We start from the raw sequence: 16,199 nt of genomic DNA, 5'->3' as shown, positions 1-16,199 counted from the left end.
GGACAGACCGCCATTGTCGGTACTTCCATCGCCTGCTGTCGCGCCAGACGCTTCTTTACACCGAAATGGTTACTGCGCCGGCGCTGGTACAGGGCGGCGCGGTTCAACTGCTGCGCTTCGACCCGTCCGAGCAGCCATTGGCTTTGCAGCTTGGGGGATCAGACCCGGATCAATTGGCGAAGGCGACCGCAATGGGCGCTGCGGCGGGCTATGGCGAGATAAACCTGAATGTTGGCTGCCCGTCGGATCGCGTACAGTCGGGGTCCTTCGGTGCGGTGCTGATGAAGCAGCCGTCGCTGGTGGCCGAGTGCGTTTCCGCCATGCTGGGCGCTGCCGACCAAGCCGAGATCACAGTGAAGTGTCGCATTGGCGTTGATGACCAAGTCCCGGCAGAAGTGCTTCCCCGGTTCCTGACCGCAGTTCAAACGGCAGGCGTTCGGCGCGTGACTATCCATGCGCGCATGGCTTGGCTGCAAGGGCTGAGCCCCAAAGAAAACCGCGACATTCCCCCATTGGATTATGACTTGGTCTTGGCGATGAAATCCGCGTTTCCAGACATGCATATGTCGATCAACGGCGGCATAAGCACGCTGGCCCACGCGCAATCCTTTCTGGAGGCCGGGCTTGACGGTGTCATGATCGGGCGCGCGGCATATCACAATCCGGCAGACATTCTGCAACACGCCGACACCGACATTTTCGGCGGGGGCCACGTGGCAGAACCAGTTGATGTGGCGCGGGCGATGATCCCCTATGTGGACGCTCACGTGGCCGAAGGCGGGCGGGTGCATTCCGTGACGCGGCATATGCTGGGTCTTTTTGCCGGTAAACCGGGGGCGCGTGGTTGGCGTCGTCACCTGTCACAGGAAGCCGTGCGCGAGGGTGCCACCAGCGCCGTGATTGAACAGGCACTTGACGTGTTGCACAGCGCACAAGCCCGTGCGGCAGAGTAACGCCGACTCCGTTCAATGGCCCACCCACCGGGCCCATTGCCTTGCGACACCATGGAAGGCGCGCGTTTACAAAAACTACGCGAATACCTTTTCTTCTTCTGTTAACCTTCTCCAATGGTTCGTGATTACTCAAAATTCCTCTCTGCCAGCGCGGCCCCTGCGCCCGCGAAACGCGATATGACCCCTCTCGAAAGACTGGGGTGGGCCCCGTTTTTTGCGCAACAGATCGATGTGACCGAGATGGCTCAAACCCCTCCGGTTCGGATCGTATCTGTGCACAGAAGCGGCTTGCACGTGTCTGGCGATGGCATCGACGAAGTTCTGCCGCCACGTGCCGATGCCACGGTGGGCGATTGGTTACTCTGGGACAAGGTTCGGCCCGGTGCCAGCCGGGTTCTGGCCCGCAGAAGTCTGGTCAAACGGCGTGCACCGGGAACCGATGTTCAGGTTCAACAGATTGCGGCGAATATCGACACAGCCTTTGTCGTTGCTTCATGTAATCAGGATTTCAACCTGGCCCGTCTTGAGCGGTATGTCGCGCTTGCGTTTGATGCAGAGATTGATCCTGTGATCGTGTTGACCAAAACAGACATCACCGACGATCCGGCCCCATATATCACCGCGGCACAAAGTGTTTCGGCCCGTGTGCCCGTGATTGCGCTTAACGCCAAGGGGGATGCGCCGATCAAAGCCTTGGCCGATTGGTGCATCCCCGGCAAAACCGTCGCGTTCCTTGGCTCGTCCGGGGTTGGGAAATCCACCCTGACCAATGCACTGACAGGAAACGACGGAATAGCCACGCAAGAGATACGCGAAGACGATGCGCGCGGGCGGCACACCACGACGCACCGCGAATTGCACTTTGCGCGGGGTGGATGCATCGTTCTCGACACGCCCGGAATGCGCGAAATTCAACTGGCGGATGCGGCGGCCGGCATTGCCGATGTGTTTGATGATATCGAAGAGTTGGCAGCGCAGTGTCGGTTCAGCGATTGTGCGCATGACAGCGAACCCGGCTGCGCTGTTCAAACCGCAATCAAAGGCGGGGACCTGGACCCGAAAAGGCTTGAGCGATGGCGCAAACTACAGGCCGAGGATGCCTTTAACTCTGCAACCCTTGCGAAACGGCGCGAAAAAGACCGGGCATTTGGGAAGGTCGTCCGCAAGGCAATCAGCTCAAAACCCCGCAACCGGTCCTGAGCCGTCAGATCACCATCGCCCCTGACACTGCGAACCGCGCTCCATCCAGGATCGAGTACACGGGCAATCCGGTCGCCGCCCTGATCGCATCGGCGTAAGGGGGCAGATTTCCACATTCCAGCAAGATGGCACGCATTGCAGGTGTAGTGCGGCACAGATGAACGGCTTTGCGAACGACGGCGGCTTCAATTGCGGTGCAGTCGATTGTCTTTGGCTGCTGCGATTTGGGAACGAGAATAGCTGACGCAAAAGCTGGCACATCCTCCATCCCGGCAATCACCGCTTGGCCCGGCACCACCCCGGCAGCGTCCAGAACGGTTTGACCAAGCGCTTTCGTCGACGCGGTCAAGATCCCCACAGGTCGGCCGCCGTGCATCGCATGAACCAGCGCGAAGAGCGACAAGGCCGACACGATAACCGGAACCCGCACAGCCCGGGCGATGTCGTCTTGTACCGTCAGCAAGAAACCGCAGGTGGATGTCAGCGCGATAGCACCTTCAGCCTCAAGCTCGCGGCCCGCGTCGCAAAAGGCCGTCACCAGCGCAGGATCTGGCCTGCCGTTTCGCACGATATCGGGGCTTCCTGCGTTGGGCACGATTTTGATTTTCGCCGGAACCTCATAGCTGTCAGCATGTCCCGCGTCGCCTACGACGCGTTCAAATGCGGTGTCGAGCATGAGAACTCCGATGAAGCCTGTCACTTGCGTCTTCCGAAGACAGCGGGCGTTGCATAGATCGGGATTTGCGACGCTGCGACGAACAACCCCAATGCAGGGTTCAGGGGAAGCACGGCAAGATAAAACGACACATTTCGATTGCCGAACATAAGCCCGGCGGCCTGCGCGCGCGGCAGATCTGCAACCCGGCGCGCGCCTATGGACACCGCGATATGCCCCCCGAAATTGAGCATGACGGCGAGCGCAAGAAGACCAGCCGCCTGCAATGGCTCCGCCCGTGCAAATCCCAACACGCCATCGAACAGAGGAAATAGAAACAGCAGCATGCCAATGGTCGCTGCGCCGTTAAAAGCATCGCGGTGCGCGGCGATACGCGACCGCCCCAAAATGGCTTGAAGACCAAGACCAATCGCAAAGCCGCCCGCTACCATGGCCGCAATACGAAACGCCATGTGCAGAACAGCCACGTCCACATCGATTCCCACCAAAGACATGGTGAGCGGCCCCAGCAGCGGCAGCGCCAGCGTGGCCAGGCTGCCAAACTGAAGCGTCATCCGCGCGTCATAGCCAAGCATCAGCGCAAGACTGGCCGCAGAGCTCAGCGGCGGTGACGCGCCAAACACTGCGAGCGCAAGAATTGTTTCAGGGCTTGCCCCCAGAAGCGTGCCAACCCCAACAAGGGCAAGGCACGTGAGCGGAACGAAAGCCACCAAGGCGGCAAGCATCAACGCCAGCTTCCTCGGGTTTGCAAAGTCGCGAAGGATGCTGCCCACATCCATCCGCGCGATGGCCAAACCCAAAACCAAAGATACAAGCATCGGCAGGAACGGTCGCAAAAAGGCGGACAGGTCGGGAAAGAACCCCACGCCCACCAACCCGCAAAGCAAGACGGACCCGGCATGCACGCCCACCCATCGCAGCAGGATCATTGCGCCAACAATCGGTCCGGAAGCCATGTGGCCAACTCCGGGAAGGCAACCAGCACGACGACCATCAGCACCATGATCCCAAACATCGGAAGGGCCGTTTTCGCGATATAGGTGATGTCATGTTTGGTCATGGATTGCAGAACAAAAAGGTTGAACCCGATGGGCGGTGTGATTTGCGCCATTTCAACCACGACCACGATGAAGATCCCAAACCAGATCAGGTCGATCCCCGCCGCGCGGATCATTGGTTCTATGATCGCCATTGTCAGTACCACGGCGGAAATACCGTCAAGGAACATCCCAATAATGATGTAGAACACCGTGAGCGCCGCGATCAACGCAATGGGTGACAGGTTAAATTCCGCGATCCACTCAGCCAGCGCGCGCGGTAACCCGGTAAAGCCCATGGACAGCGACAAGAATGCCGCGCCCATCAATATCAAAGCGATCATCGCACTTGTGCGGGTGGCACCCAGCAGACTTTGGGTAAACGTGTGCAGGCTGAGCGAACCTTGCAGCGCTGCAAGCACCAACGCGCCGACAACCCCGAAAGCCGCCGCTTCGGTAGGGGTGGCATAGCCGCCGTACATCGACCCGATGACCACAACGACCAGTGCGATCACAGGGATCAGCAGCGTGGAGTTTTTCAACGCTGCAATGAAGCCGACGTGAGGTTCCGGCTTTGGCCGCTGACCGGGTCGCAGAAAATACCATGCAACGATGTAGAGCATGAACATGCCTGCAAGAACGAGGCCAGGGATTACCCCAGCCATAAAGAGCTTGGTAATGCTCTCCTTCACCGTCACGCCATACACGATCAGCGTCAGTGAAGGCGGGATCATCAGACCCAGCGTTGCCGCCCCGGCCAGCGTTCCAATTGTCATGTACTCTGGATAGCCACGCTTTTGCAGTTCTGGGATCGACATTTTACCGACCGTTGTCAGCGTCGCCGCGGAAGACCCAGACACGGCAGCGAACACGGTGCACCCCACCACGTTCGTATGAAGCAACCCGCCGGGGATGCGCGACAGCCATGGGGCCAGCCCCTTGAACATGTCTTCGGACAGTCGTGTGCGGTACAGGATTTCGCCCATCCAGATAAAGAGCGGCAGCGCGGTCAACGTCCAACTGCTGGAACTTGTCCAGACGGTAATAATCATCGCATTGCCCGGATTGCGCGAGGTGAATCCGATCATCCCGATATACGCCACGCCCAATAGCGCGAGGCCGACCCAAATGCCCGATCCAAGCAAGAAGAACATGACGAACAGGAATATCCCGATTTTCAGCGCGACCGCATCCCGATCAAAACCGGTCATGGCCTGCATCGCGGCGTACACAACCAGCAAGATTGCACCAACCAAGATCGCCCGGCTCGCTTTGGAATGGAACAGAACCTGCGACCAGTCCATAGAACTTTCCGCTGCGCCCACGCCTTGAAAGTCAGTCAACACAATCCGCACAAGGTTATCGACGACCGCGATTGCGAAGATGACGGCCCCCACGGCCATGAAAACCTGCGGCATCCATAACGGCGTTGCGTCCTGCCCCTGCGAGATGTCGTTGATCCGCGCAGAAAGCATTGTCGCCTTCACCGCGTACCAAGCAAGAAACACCGCGGACATGCTCGCCAGTGTATAGCACCAGAGTTCCATCGCGCGGCGATAGCGACCCGATTTGGTAACGAAAAGGCCCACCCGGATATGCGCATTGTGATTGAAGGTATACGCCATGGCCAAAAACGACGTGGCCGCCATGGCATAGCCGGCATATTGCGCGCCACCGGGGAAAATCTGACCGCTCCAGCGGGCAACCATCTGCGTGATGACAAGCCCCAGAATAGCAACAAGTGCAACGGCGGCGGCCATCCCAGACATCTTGTAAAGGCCGTCCAATACACTGCGCACAGGCATATCCCTCACCATGGAAACTGAATTGAGTGCCCCCACCCTGTTCAGATAGGGGCAGATCGCTTAGTTCTTGTATGCGTCGACGATGGCCGCGCCTGCATCACCGGCTTGTGCCAGCCACTCGTCAGTCATGGTCGCGCCGATTACGGCAAGATCTGCGGACAGGCCTTCGCTTGGTTCAGAAACTGTCAGGCCATTTTCGGCCAACGTCGCAAGAAAACCGCCAGCCAATTCTTCTGCCTTGGCCGATCCGCGCGCTTCAGCTTCGGCGGCTTTGCTCATCAGACATTCTTTAGAGGCGTCGGGCAGACCATCAAACGCATCTGAATTTACAAAAATCGAATTGCGCGGCAGCCAGGCTTTGGCGTCATAGAAATTTGTCAGATCTTCCCAGACCTTTTCATCCACCCCGGTCGAACCGGACGAAATGAAGGCCTGCACAACACCGGTCGCCAATGCCTGCTTCAGTTCCGCCGCTTCGATCTGGGTCGGAACCATGCCGCCAAGCTCTGCCACGCGGGCCGTTGCAGCGTTATAGGCGCGGAATTTCAGGCCTTCGGCATCCGCAAGCGTGTTCACCTCTTTGGCGAAATACAGGCCCTGCGGCGGCCACGGAACGGAATAGAGCAAGGTCATGTTCTGATCGTTCAGCAGCGCATTCAACGTGGGCTTCGCCGCGTCGCGCAGTTTGTCAGAGGCCGCAAAAGATGTGGCCAGGAACGGAACTGAATCGTACCCGAACACCGCATTCTCGTTGGCATGGGCGGACAGCAGACGCTCGCCGATCTGCGCTTCGCCGACCTGTACCGCGCGCTTGATCTCGTTTCCTTTGAACAGCGATCCACCGGCATGGATTGTGATATCCAATTCGCCGCCGGTACATTCGCGCACGTCATCGACGAAAATCTGCGCGTTTTCCGTGTGGTAGTTATTGGCCGGGTACGCCATCGGCATATCCCAGTTCTCGGCATGTGCCGCGCCGCCAAAGCAAAGCGCCGCAACGCTCATCGTCAACAGTGTTTTGGTCTTGATCATTTTATTTGCTCCTAGTTGGTGTTCCGACCGGGTTGGCCCGGTTCAGTTCGGCTTGGCGCATAGGCACCAAGGTCGGTATTAGGGGCGTGCCCGCTTGCAAGTTGCGCAAGCCAGCGCCCTGTTTTCGGCCCGCCAGTGAGACCGACATGTTGATGCCCATACCCAAGCAAAACGTTATGCGCATTTGGGGCATGTCCGATAACGGGCAACGAGTCTGAAGTGCTTGGTCTATGCCCCATCCATTCGGTGATCCCATCATAGGTGAGGTCCGGGAACAAGTCTTTCACTTGACGTTTGAGAAGCGCGAAAGGCGCAGTTGAGGCAGGCGCATCCAGCCCTGCAAACTCCACAATTCCGGCGCAGCGCAACCGCCCGTCAAGCGAGTTCATGACAAACTTCCCTGTTGCCACCATCACTGTGCTTTTTAGCGTGATAGAGGGATTCACGAATTCGATGTGATAGCCACGTTCGGATTCCAGAGGCACGGTGATACCCAGTTGGGCGGCGAACGGGCCGGACCAAGCCCCAAGGGTCAGAACATATTGATCCGCGATCACGGGTCCATCACTGGTTTCCAGACTGGTACAAAGGCCGTCCTTGATCGTCAGTCCCGTGATCGTTGCCTTCTGGAACGTCCCGCCATTCTTGCGAAACGTGTCTGCCAAGGCGGTGACATAGGCCCCCGGATCCGTGACGCTGCCGTGTCGCTCCAATCGCACCCCGAAGCCAAAGCGTCCGGCGATCGCAGGATCATGGGCAGCGAGCTCTTCCGAGGTCATTTCAACGAAAGGAACACCGTTTTGTTTGCGGAGTTTCCAGCCGTAACTATCGGCCAAAAATGCAGCCCGATCCTTGTAGCCGTAAATCCAATCGTCACGGCGCAAAAAAGCAGCGGCGTGCGAACTGCCTGCAAGGGCATAATGCTGATCCACTGAGTCATGCAGAAGGTCGTGCAGCCCGCGTGCGATCTGTTCGGCGTTCTTTGCCTGTGCCATGTACTTGCGCAGAAATGGCACCAACCGGGGGAGATAACGCCACCCCAGAAACAACGGTTGATCCGGGCTTAGCAGCATTCCGGGGGCCTTTTTCCAAAGTCCGGGAACTGTCACAGGTACAATAGACCCAGATGCCAAAACCCCACCATTGCCGTAAGATGTACCTGCGGCGGGCCCTTCGCGGTCAAGCAAAGTCACGTCAAACCCATCGCGCTGTAGCCAAAGAGCCGCTGACACCCCCACGATGCCTGCCCCAACGACAACGATCCGCTCTTTATCCATAGTCACCCTTAGCCGATCGTTAATACCCAACACTTATGAAACGCAGACATGCGGCGCGGTCAATGGCCTGCTTTACAAGTCTTACTCTGCAACCAACCGGCTCGGATCGGGTGATGTGTTAAGGTGCCGCTTGATCAGGGTGGTTCCTCGTCTCACCGACGGAGAAAGACACCGCCATTTTCAGGCCGCACACGCGGCAGTCTGAACAGCGGCGGCCAGGCCGCACAGCGACTATGCGCGTTGGGAGATGTTCGTCAAAACCCATGGAAACACCTCGCCTAAGCACGCTCCATCATGTCCGCCACGGTTGCGAAGACCGCTAAAATCATGCGCTGATGCTGAAAAGTGCAAACTTAAAGAAAGCCTGTTATAGTCGCGCATAAGCCGACTTCGGCATCTGGGACGTTGACCCACTTCAATAACGAAATGCGACACCAAGGATCAGGCATGATGACGTTAGCAAGACCACTTTGCGTATGCGGCATGCTGGTAATAGCGGGCGTATGTCACGCAGACCCGGCAGAGAAAATCGAAGACGAATTTGGCATCCTCAATCCAGAGGATACGGGTATTGCCATGTTGCAACGCAAGATCGAGATGGGGGTCATTGACTCTGTCACATGCTCTTTGGGGATCAACGCAACCAAGAACACTGACCATGAGTTGTCCCGAACATTGACCACACGCTGTGCCGAGGCGGGCTACACAAAAGCGATGACGTGGATGAGCCAGCTTGAAAACAATGCTATGGGCGGCGACTACAACCCCGATGCGTCGGCAGAATGGGATCGCCGTGCCGCCGAGGCCGGGGATCCGGTCGGAAAGTTCAATCACGGCCTGAATCTGATGCGCGGGCATGGCACTGCTCAAGACGAAGCGCTTGGGCGACGCTACGTTGACGACGCTGCAAGCGAAGGTCTTGCAATCGCCAAACGCCTGCAAGGCGCAGATTATGATCTGGATGAAGTGACCCCAGACGCGGATAATTGGAAGTATGGCCCCCTATTTTAAGGCGTCCAGTTTGCCGAACGACCGGCCACTGCCTTGTTCAAGGCTCGGCACCTGATCCCCACGTCTACAGACGCCCGACACGTGGTTCGGTCAGATTGCGCGGCACAAGGGCCTAGCCTTTGGGCGGCATCACCGGAAAAGTTCGCCCGGTCATGCCAGCCTTCACCCTACTATGGCTGACACTCCGGCACCGGGCTGATGGTCGTGCCATTTGCAAGAAACTGCTTGAGATTGTTGACCGCCAGATCGCCCATCGCGCGCCGCGTCTCGACGGTCGCACTGCCCACATGGGGCAGCAACGTGACCTGATCCATGGCAAACAGAGCCGCCGGAACCTGCGGTTCAAATTCGAACACATCAAGTCCTGCGCTGCCAAGTCGGCCGTCCTGCAGCGCCTTGACCATCTCTTGCTCGTCTACGACGGGTCCGCGGCCAACATTGATCAGCGTGCCTTCGGGCCCTAGTGCATCCAACACATCACGGTTCACCAAGTGATGGGTAGCCTTGCCACCCGGTGTTATGCAGAACATCACGTCCACATCCCGCGCCATCTCTGTCAAATTCGCGTAATAGCGATAGGGTACGTCCGGTTTTTCAGTGCGTGTGTGATAGCTGATTTCAGGTGAAAACACCGCGATGCGCCGGGCAAGTTCCAACCCGATCCGCCCAAGCCCGAGAATCCCGACCTTGCGATCATCCACAGAGCGGGTCAACGGAGCCCCCCCATCCGGCCATTTTCCATCCCGTACGTGGCGATCGTCCCGAACCAAACGGCGACTGGTCGCGAGCCACAGCAGTATGGCTGTATTGGCCACTTCCGCGTTCAGAACATTGGGGGTGTGGGTGACGACGGCCCCGCGAGAGTTCCAGGTCACCGCATCAATGTTGTCATAGCCGACGCCATAGCACGAAATCATCTTCACATTCGGCAGGTGCTGCATCACCTCTGGTCGAACGCCCCAATGTCCATCCGTCAGAACATAGGCAATATCCGCACCAATTTCTGCCAGCCACGCTTGTGGATCCTCTTGTTCGAACAGCGGTTGAATTGTGAAATCAGCTTCAAGGGCGGCTTGCATCGGCGCTGTCATCACACGGCTGACCACCAGCAGGTTCGGCTTGTCTGTCATCTTATGTTCCTTACGACTTTCTGCCATTTGTGCCGCACTTCTTCAAAGAGCACCGGCATCATGTTCCGGCCGCACTACGCGGAGTAGCGGGCCGTTGATCTTTCTATCGGGCGGCAACGCACGGCCCTGTCTGGCCTCACCCGGACCATCCCCCATCGATGACGTGCGGTTGTCCTGTGGTGAATGCCGACTCGTCGCTGGACAGATAAACAACCAGCGCGGCAATTTCTTCTGCGGTGGCGACCCGGCCCATTGGCTGCCGTGATACGAACAGTTTCAAGGCTTCGCCATAGGACCCAACTTCCTCAGCCAAGGCTTTCACCCGGTCATGCCAGCTTGGGCTTTCGACGGTTCCCGGACAGATACAATTACAGCGAATTCCCTTGGTAATATAATCCACTGCCACCGATTTGGTCAGACCGATCACTGCCGCTTTCGTGGTGCCATAGATGAACCGATTTGGCGCACCTATGATCGACGAACAAGCCGAAGACATATTGACGATGGAGCCGCTACCGCGTTCAAGCATTCCCGGCAAACTCGCCTGTATGGTGCGCACCATGGATCGCACGTTCAGATTAAAGGCAAAGTCCCATTCATCTTGTGTCGCATCCACTACCGTACCGTGATGCACGAACCCGGCACAATTGAACAACACGTCCGGCTGCGCCGTTGCGACGCCCGCCTGCACACTCTTGTCATCGCAAACATCCAGCGCAAACGTTGTGATGCCCTCGTCGCTCAGGCCTTCCAGCAATTCCGGGTTCAAATCTGTGGCGAAGACCTGCGCCCCTTCGCGGGCCATGGCCAATGCCGATGCGCGGCCAATCCCCTGCCCCGCTGCGGTTACCAAAGCGCGTTTTCCGTCCAGTCGCCCCATTATCGTATTCTCCCGCCCTTATGCATAATTGCCTAAACTCAACCAGCGATTAGTAGGTCGCACGACCGCCAGACAAATCGAACACGGCCCCGGTGGTAAATGAATTTTCCGAAGACACGGCCCAGACAATCATGCGCGCCGCCTCTGCCACGTCCAAAAAACGCCCACGCGGGATCTTGGACAACATATAATCGATGTGCTCTTGGCTCATCTGGTCGAAGATCCGGGTTTTTGCTGCGGCAGGCGTCACGCAATTGACTGCGATATCCATGTCCGCAAGTTCTTTGCCCAATGATTTGGTCAACCCGATTACACCTGCCTTGGACGCCGAATAGGCGCATGCGTTCGGGTTACCTTCCTTGCCGGCGACAGACGCCACATTCAGAATGCGCCCATATTTCTTGCTGCGCATACCCGGCACACAGACCTTGTTGACATAGAATGTGCCGGTCAGGTTCACTTCGATCACTTTGAGCCACGCCGCGACGTCATAATCTGCAACCGGCGCATTTGGCCCTGCGATCCCTGCGCTGTTCACAAGGATCGTGGGTGTGCCGACCTTGTCGCAGGTCGCGTCATAGGCCGCCTGTACCGACGCCAGATCAGTTATATCGCACGTCACGGCGAGGCCGCCGAGCGTTTCCATCGCTGTTGCGTTGTGTCGGTCCACGTCCCAACTTGCCACGGTGACGCCTTTTGCGGCCAACAGTTCGGCAACTGCAAACCCGATACCTTGCGCGCCGCCTGTGACGACAGCGGTTTGACCTTGGAAATCCATCTGATCAGCCCCGCCCGATGAACGGCATGTTCGTCGCCATCACAGTCATGAACTGAACATTTGCGTCCAACGGCAAACTTGCCATGTTCAGGACGGAAGACGCCACATGGCTCACATCCATAACCGGCTCTACCGCCATCGCCCCATCTGCCTGCGGAACACCTTGGGTCATTGCACGCGCCATATCGGTGAGGGCGTTCCCAATATCGATTTGTCCGCAAGCAATGCCGAAGGCCCGTCCGTCCAGCGAAATGGTGCGCGTCAAACCAGTGATCGCATGCTTTGAAACAGTATAGGCGGTTGATCCCCAGCGCGGCACATATGCCGAAATCGACCCATTGTTAATGATACGGCCACCCTGCGGGTCTTGATGGCGCATGACCCGAAACGCAGCCCGCGCGGCAATGACCGCGCCCATCACGTTCACATCGACCACATGGCGAATATCGTCCACCGCCAGTTCATCAATCGGTGCGCCCTTTAGGCTGACACCCGCATTGTTGAACAAAGCATCTACATGTCCCCACTCGTGCAACGCCTTGTCAAAAGCAGCGTCCACATCTGCCTCGTCGGTGACATCGCACGGAAGAATGAGCGTCGCATCTCGCCCATCAGCCGTTTCTTCAAGCGCCTCGCGGCGGCGCCCCACCAGGCCGACGCGCCAGCCTGCGTCCAGAAATGCGTGTGCTGTGGCGCGGCCAATGCCGCTGCCTGCGCCAGTAATAATTATCGAAGGCATCTGAGCCCCTCCCAAGAGCGTTTTTCCGCAGGCTCGCAACTTGGTATACCAAATGCAAGCCGTTATTCACAAGAACGCCGTTGCGCTGCGCTTACCGCACGGCTGCCGAGCGCCCTTAGTCGCGCCCCTTCGCGGCTTCGAGTTCCATATCAAGCCCATTCAAACGGGCGACATGATCTCCTAGTTTGGGAACGAAATCGCCGCCATTTCCGGACGCTTCCACATGCGCGAAGTACTGTTTGCATGCCCCGGCCATGACCGTCATCAACCCTGCGTCATCAGCCATCGCGTTGAGATATCTCAGGTCTTTTGCCGCGTTCGAGATGGTGAATTTGTGCACCTCTTCCCGGTCAACCGTATAGGTCATGAACGTATCAAAAAACCCGTTCGACAGCCGACTGGACCCGATCACTTGCCGCACTTTGGCCGGCGGAACACCAACCGCCGCGCCAAGAACCGTCGCTTCGGCATATAGCGAGGCATAGCCCATAGAAATGAAATTCATCAGCAATTTCATTTTGTGGCCACTTCCCGTGGGCCCCACATACGTGATGTTGCCGGCCCAGCATTCCAACACCGGCTTGATCTCGTCAAAGATCGCGGGATCGCATCCCACCATCGCATCAAGTGTCCCGGCTTCTGCTTCTTTCGGGGTCCGACCCAGCGGGGCATCGACAAAGTGACCATTCTTCGCCGCCAGTTCCTTCGCCAAAACCATGGTCGATGTTGGATCCGCCGTCGTTGTGTCGACCACGATCAGCCCATCACGCGCCCCGGCCAAAATTCCATCCGCGCCCCGAAAAACACTTTCGACCTGAGGTGAATTAGACAGGCACAGATGTATGATGTCGCATTGCTCGGCCATCTCGCGCGGGTTCGCCGCCTCGGTCGCGCCCAGTCCGACAAGACCATCGACCGGCGTTCGGTTCCGATTGCCCTTTACGACAAGCGGGTGCCCTTTTTGCAAAAGGTTCTTCGCCATGCCGTGGCCCATGTAGCCCAGCCCCAAAAACCCAACTGTTGCTTTTGTCATCATCTTATCCCTCAAAGACTTGCCGTTATTCCGCCATCTACAAAAATTGTTTGACCGTTGACGAAGGTGGACGCGGGCGCAGACAAGAAGATTGCCGCGCCGACCAGTTCTTCTACTTTGCCCCACCGGCCCGCAGGGGTGCGTTTTTCAAGCCAATCGGAAAACGCCGGATCAGCTACCAATGCAGCGTTCAACGGGGTGTCGAAATATCCCGGTGCGATGGCATTGCAATTCAACCCGTGGCGCGCCCAGTCGGTCGCCATGCCCTTGGTCAGGTTGGTGATTGCCCCCTTGGATGCCGTGTAAGGCGCAATGCCGGGACGCGCGAGCGCACTTTGCACGGATGCAATGTTGATTATCCGACCTTCCCCGCGTGGGATCATGTGCTTTGCAACCGATTGCCCGACATAAAACGCTGAGTTCACATTCGTGCGCATCAAACGGTCAAAGGCGCTGACATCGAAATCTTCTAGCGGCCCGCGATGCTGCATGCCGGCATTGTTGATAAGAATGTCGATCGGCCGCGTGTCTTCGTATGCGTTAACTGCAGCCTGAACCGCTTCGGCATCGGTAACATCAAAGGCCAGTGTATCCACGGTGGCGCCCCGATTGCGGAGGTCTGCGGCGGCTTCCTCAAGCCGATCGGCATCACGCGCGTTCATCACGATACGTGCCCCGGCATCCGCTAACCCGTGCGCAAGGGCTCGGCCGATCCCCATGGAAGAGCCTGTGACCAAGGCTGTGCGCCCTGTCAGATCGAAAAGGTTCATACTGCTGTCTCCCGTCTTGGCACGGGCATTGACAATCCTCCGTCCCGCCGCCTTGATAAAATGGTATACCAAACCCACACCGATGCAAGGACTGCCATGCCTCTCGCCTTAATCGCCGCTGCCTTGCGCATGGACCCTTGCCGCGCGCGGCGGCTCGATCCCGATACTGCCCGTGGCTGCGATGGAAAGACCTGTTGCCGATCCAAAACTCAAACTGACCTTGCAAACCAGGCCGGGCCGGTGAACCCGAAAACAGGGCAGGACCAGTGATTACGTTTGCGCTGGCCGTTCTGTTCTTGATCATCACGCCCGGCCCCGGTGTTTTATCGGCTGCGGGGGTCGGCGCAGGCTTTGGGTTTCGAACTGGATTGCGCTATGTCGGCGGGCTGTTCATCGGCACAAACATTGTCGCGCTCTGCGTCGTGACAGGGCTGTCCGCCGTTCTTTTGGCAGTGCCGGCGGTGCGGTGGATCCTGATGGGCGCCTCCCTGATCTATTTGATATATCTGGCGGCGCGCATTGCGTTTGCGGGATCGAAAATTGGGTTTGCCGCAACGCGTTCAGTGCCAGGGATTGGTGCTGGCATATTGCTTCAGGTGATCAACCCCAAAGCCTATGTGGTCAACACAAGCCTCTTCACCGGCTTTCCCTTCGCGCCAGAGAACCTCACACTAGAACTTATCACCAAAGCGCTGATTTTAAATGCGATATGGATACCGATCCATCTGGCTTGGCTTTGGCTTGGGGTCAGCCTGAACCGGCTCAACCTTTCCGCGCCCACGCAGCGCAAGATAAACTTCGCCATGGCCGCCAGTCTGCTCGCAGCGGTTGGGCTGGCTGTCTACGCGGGAACGACACACTCATGATCGACCCAGAAAAGGACCAAGCATGAACATCTTGATCATTGGCGGCGGCGGCGTCGTTGGCCAAAAACTGGCTCAGTCGCTGGCCGCAGAAGGCCGTTTGCGCGGTCGGCCCATCACAAGACTTACACTAGCTGACATAAATGATCCGCCACTTGTTGACGCCAGTTTCCCGGTGAGCGCAGCACGCTGTGACATCGCAGATGCACAATCTGTTGCGCAGGTTATCACCGAAGATACCGATGTGATCTATCTTTTGGCCGCGATTGTGTCTGCACATGCCGAGGAGGACTTCGACGCCGGAATGGCGATCAACATGTTCGGCACCTATCACGTTCTGGAACGTTGCCGCGCACTTGGCACAACTCCGGTATTGGTTTTCACCTCGTCTATTGCGATTTATGGCGGCGATATTCCGGACCCACTAGGGGATCATTCCTACCCCAATCCGCAGACGTCGTATGGCGGCCAGAAAGCGGTTGGTGAAATCCTTATCAACGATTATTCGCGCAAAGGGTTTGTGGATGGCCGGGCCTTTCGGCTTCCAACCATTTCGATCCGTCCGGGAAAGCCAAACAGGGCCGCTTCTGGTTTCATGTCGTCCATCCTGCGCGAGCCTTTGAATGGGCAGACGGCGGTTTGCCCCGTCGAGCCCGATTTCCTTCATTACTATCTAAGTCCGCGACGCTGCGTTGAGAACCTCGTGAAAGCCGCCAACCTCGATGCCGCCGACTTGGGCGGCAACCGCGTCATGCAGATGCCGGGGCGCACCTGGTCCATCAGCCAATTGATTGACGCCATGACGGCCGTTGTGGGTGACGGTCCGGCCAAATTGATCAAGTGGGAAGCCCAGCCAGACATCAAACGCATTGTGTCAGGTTGGAAATGGGACATTCATGCCGAGCGGGCCGAGGCCCTTGGACTGAAGTCGGACGAAAGTTTCGAAGATAACGTTCGCTATTATCTGGAAGATGACAAGCCAGCGGTCTGATCAGCGATTGGGCGGGCAGCGCAG

At 57.8% G+C, this 16,199-nt stretch carries 16 protein-coding genes and 1 pseudogene; 5 read left to right on the top strand and 12 right to left on the bottom strand.

The window, feature by feature from the left end; all coding sequences use genetic code 11:
* Both dusA and rsgA read left to right on the top strand, forming a co-directional pair.
* Positions 1-953, top strand: a 953-nt coding sequence (dusA, locus tag E2L05_RS01760; protein ID WP_133341167.1) for a tRNA dihydrouridine(20/20a) synthase DusA, incomplete at its 5' end; no start/stop codon positions are given.
* A gap of 114 nt (positions 954-1,067) precedes the next feature.
* Complete coding sequence (gene rsgA, locus E2L05_RS01755; protein WP_133341166.1) at positions 1,068-2,153, top strand: ribosome small subunit-dependent GTPase A; 1,086 nt, start codon at positions 1,068-1,070, stop codon at positions 2,151-2,153.
* 4 nt (positions 2,154-2,157) lie between these two features.
* Here the strand turns inward: rsgA and E2L05_RS01750 are convergent, their stop codons facing one another.
* The 6 genes and pseudogenes from E2L05_RS01750 to E2L05_RS01730 all read right to left on the bottom strand — a co-directional run bounded on the left by E2L05_RS01750 (position 2,158) and on the right by E2L05_RS01730 (position 7,980).
* Complete coding sequence (locus E2L05_RS01750) at positions 2,158-2,829, bottom strand: aspartate/glutamate racemase family protein (RefSeq protein ID WP_133341165.1); 672 nt, start codon at positions 2,827-2,829, stop codon at positions 2,158-2,160.
* 20 nt (positions 2,830-2,849) lie between these two features.
* The gene (locus tag E2L05_RS01745; RefSeq protein WP_133341164.1) at positions 2,850-3,785 is read right to left on the bottom strand and encodes a hypothetical protein; all 936 of its coding nucleotides are present in this window, start codon (positions 3,783-3,785) and stop codon (positions 2,850-2,852) included.
* The gene (locus E2L05_RS01740) at positions 3,755-5,077 is read right to left on the bottom strand and encodes a TRAP transporter large permease (RefSeq protein WP_243721832.1); all 1,323 of its coding nucleotides are present in this window, start codon (positions 5,075-5,077) and stop codon (positions 3,755-3,757) included. The genes E2L05_RS01745 and E2L05_RS01740 overlap by 31 nt, the downstream gene beginning before the upstream one ends.
* A gap of 144 nt (positions 5,078-5,221) precedes the next feature.
* A pseudogene (locus E2L05_RS21025) lies at positions 5,222-5,626 on the bottom strand (TRAP transporter small permease); the annotation flags it as partial.
* A 105-nt stretch (positions 5,627-5,731) separates the two neighbouring features.
* The gene (locus E2L05_RS01735; RefSeq protein WP_133341162.1) at positions 5,732-6,703 is read right to left on the bottom strand and encodes a TRAP transporter substrate-binding protein; all 972 of its coding nucleotides are present in this window, start codon (positions 6,701-6,703) and stop codon (positions 5,732-5,734) included.
* An 11-nt stretch (positions 6,704-6,714) separates the two neighbouring features.
* Complete coding sequence (locus E2L05_RS01730) at positions 6,715-7,980, bottom strand: NAD(P)/FAD-dependent oxidoreductase (protein WP_133341161.1); 1,266 nt, start codon at positions 7,978-7,980, stop codon at positions 6,715-6,717.
* A gap of 447 nt (positions 7,981-8,427) precedes the next feature.
* Between E2L05_RS01730 and E2L05_RS01725 the strand changes: the two genes are divergently transcribed.
* Entirely contained in the window at positions 8,428-8,991 is a 564-nt protein-coding gene (locus E2L05_RS01725) for a tetratricopeptide repeat protein (RefSeq protein WP_243721829.1), read from the top strand.
* Positions 8,992-9,161: 170 nt separating this feature from the next.
* Here E2L05_RS01725 and E2L05_RS01720 read toward each other — a convergent pair whose 3' ends face one another.
* The 6 genes from E2L05_RS01720 to E2L05_RS01695 form a co-directional block, all read right to left on the bottom strand.
* Entirely contained in the window at positions 9,162-10,121 is a 960-nt protein-coding gene (locus E2L05_RS01720; protein WP_133341160.1) for a 2-hydroxyacid dehydrogenase, read from the bottom strand.
* Positions 10,122-10,257: 136 nt separating this feature from the next.
* Positions 10,258-11,001 carry an SDR family oxidoreductase gene (locus E2L05_RS01715; RefSeq protein WP_133341159.1) on the bottom strand — a complete coding sequence of 248 codons (744 nt, stop codon included), beginning with the start codon at positions 10,999-11,001 and terminating at the stop codon, positions 10,258-10,260.
* 49 nt (positions 11,002-11,050) lie between these two features.
* Entirely contained in the window at positions 11,051-11,779 is a 729-nt protein-coding gene (locus E2L05_RS01710) for an SDR family NAD(P)-dependent oxidoreductase (RefSeq protein WP_133341158.1), read from the bottom strand.
* A 4-nt stretch (positions 11,780-11,783) separates the two neighbouring features.
* Positions 11,784-12,518 (bottom strand): SDR family oxidoreductase, encoded by a 735-nt coding sequence (locus tag E2L05_RS01705; protein WP_133341157.1) that lies wholly within the window; start codon positions 12,516-12,518, stop codon positions 11,784-11,786.
* Positions 12,519-12,633: 115 nt separating this feature from the next.
* Positions 12,634-13,551: an NAD(P)-dependent oxidoreductase gene (locus E2L05_RS01700; RefSeq protein ID WP_208016209.1), complete on the bottom strand. Its 918-nt coding sequence runs from the start codon at positions 13,549-13,551 to the stop codon at positions 12,634-12,636.
* Between the two features lie 11 nt (positions 13,552-13,562).
* On the bottom strand, positions 13,563-14,321 hold the full coding sequence (locus E2L05_RS01695; protein WP_133341156.1) for an SDR family oxidoreductase: 759 nt from the start codon (positions 14,319-14,321) through the stop codon (positions 13,563-13,565).
* 266 nt (positions 14,322-14,587) lie between these two features.
* Between E2L05_RS01695 and E2L05_RS01690 the strand changes: the two genes are divergently transcribed.
* The gene (locus tag E2L05_RS01690) at positions 14,588-15,187 is read left to right on the top strand and encodes a LysE family translocator (protein ID WP_133341155.1); all 600 of its coding nucleotides are present in this window, start codon (positions 14,588-14,590) and stop codon (positions 15,185-15,187) included.
* A 22-nt stretch (positions 15,188-15,209) separates the two neighbouring features.
* Positions 15,210-16,175 (top strand): D-erythronate dehydrogenase, encoded by a 966-nt coding sequence (gene denD, locus E2L05_RS01685; RefSeq protein WP_133341154.1) that lies wholly within the window; start codon positions 15,210-15,212, stop codon positions 16,173-16,175.
* Positions 16,176-16,199: the final 24 nt, after the last annotated feature.

The sequence above is a fragment of the Meridianimarinicoccus aquatilis genome (assembly GCF_004358675.1).
Lineage (GTDB): Bacteria > Pseudomonadota > Alphaproteobacteria > Rhodobacterales > Rhodobacteraceae > Meridianimarinicoccus > Meridianimarinicoccus aquatilis.
This window is presented reverse-complemented; position numbering and strand designations above follow the sequence as displayed.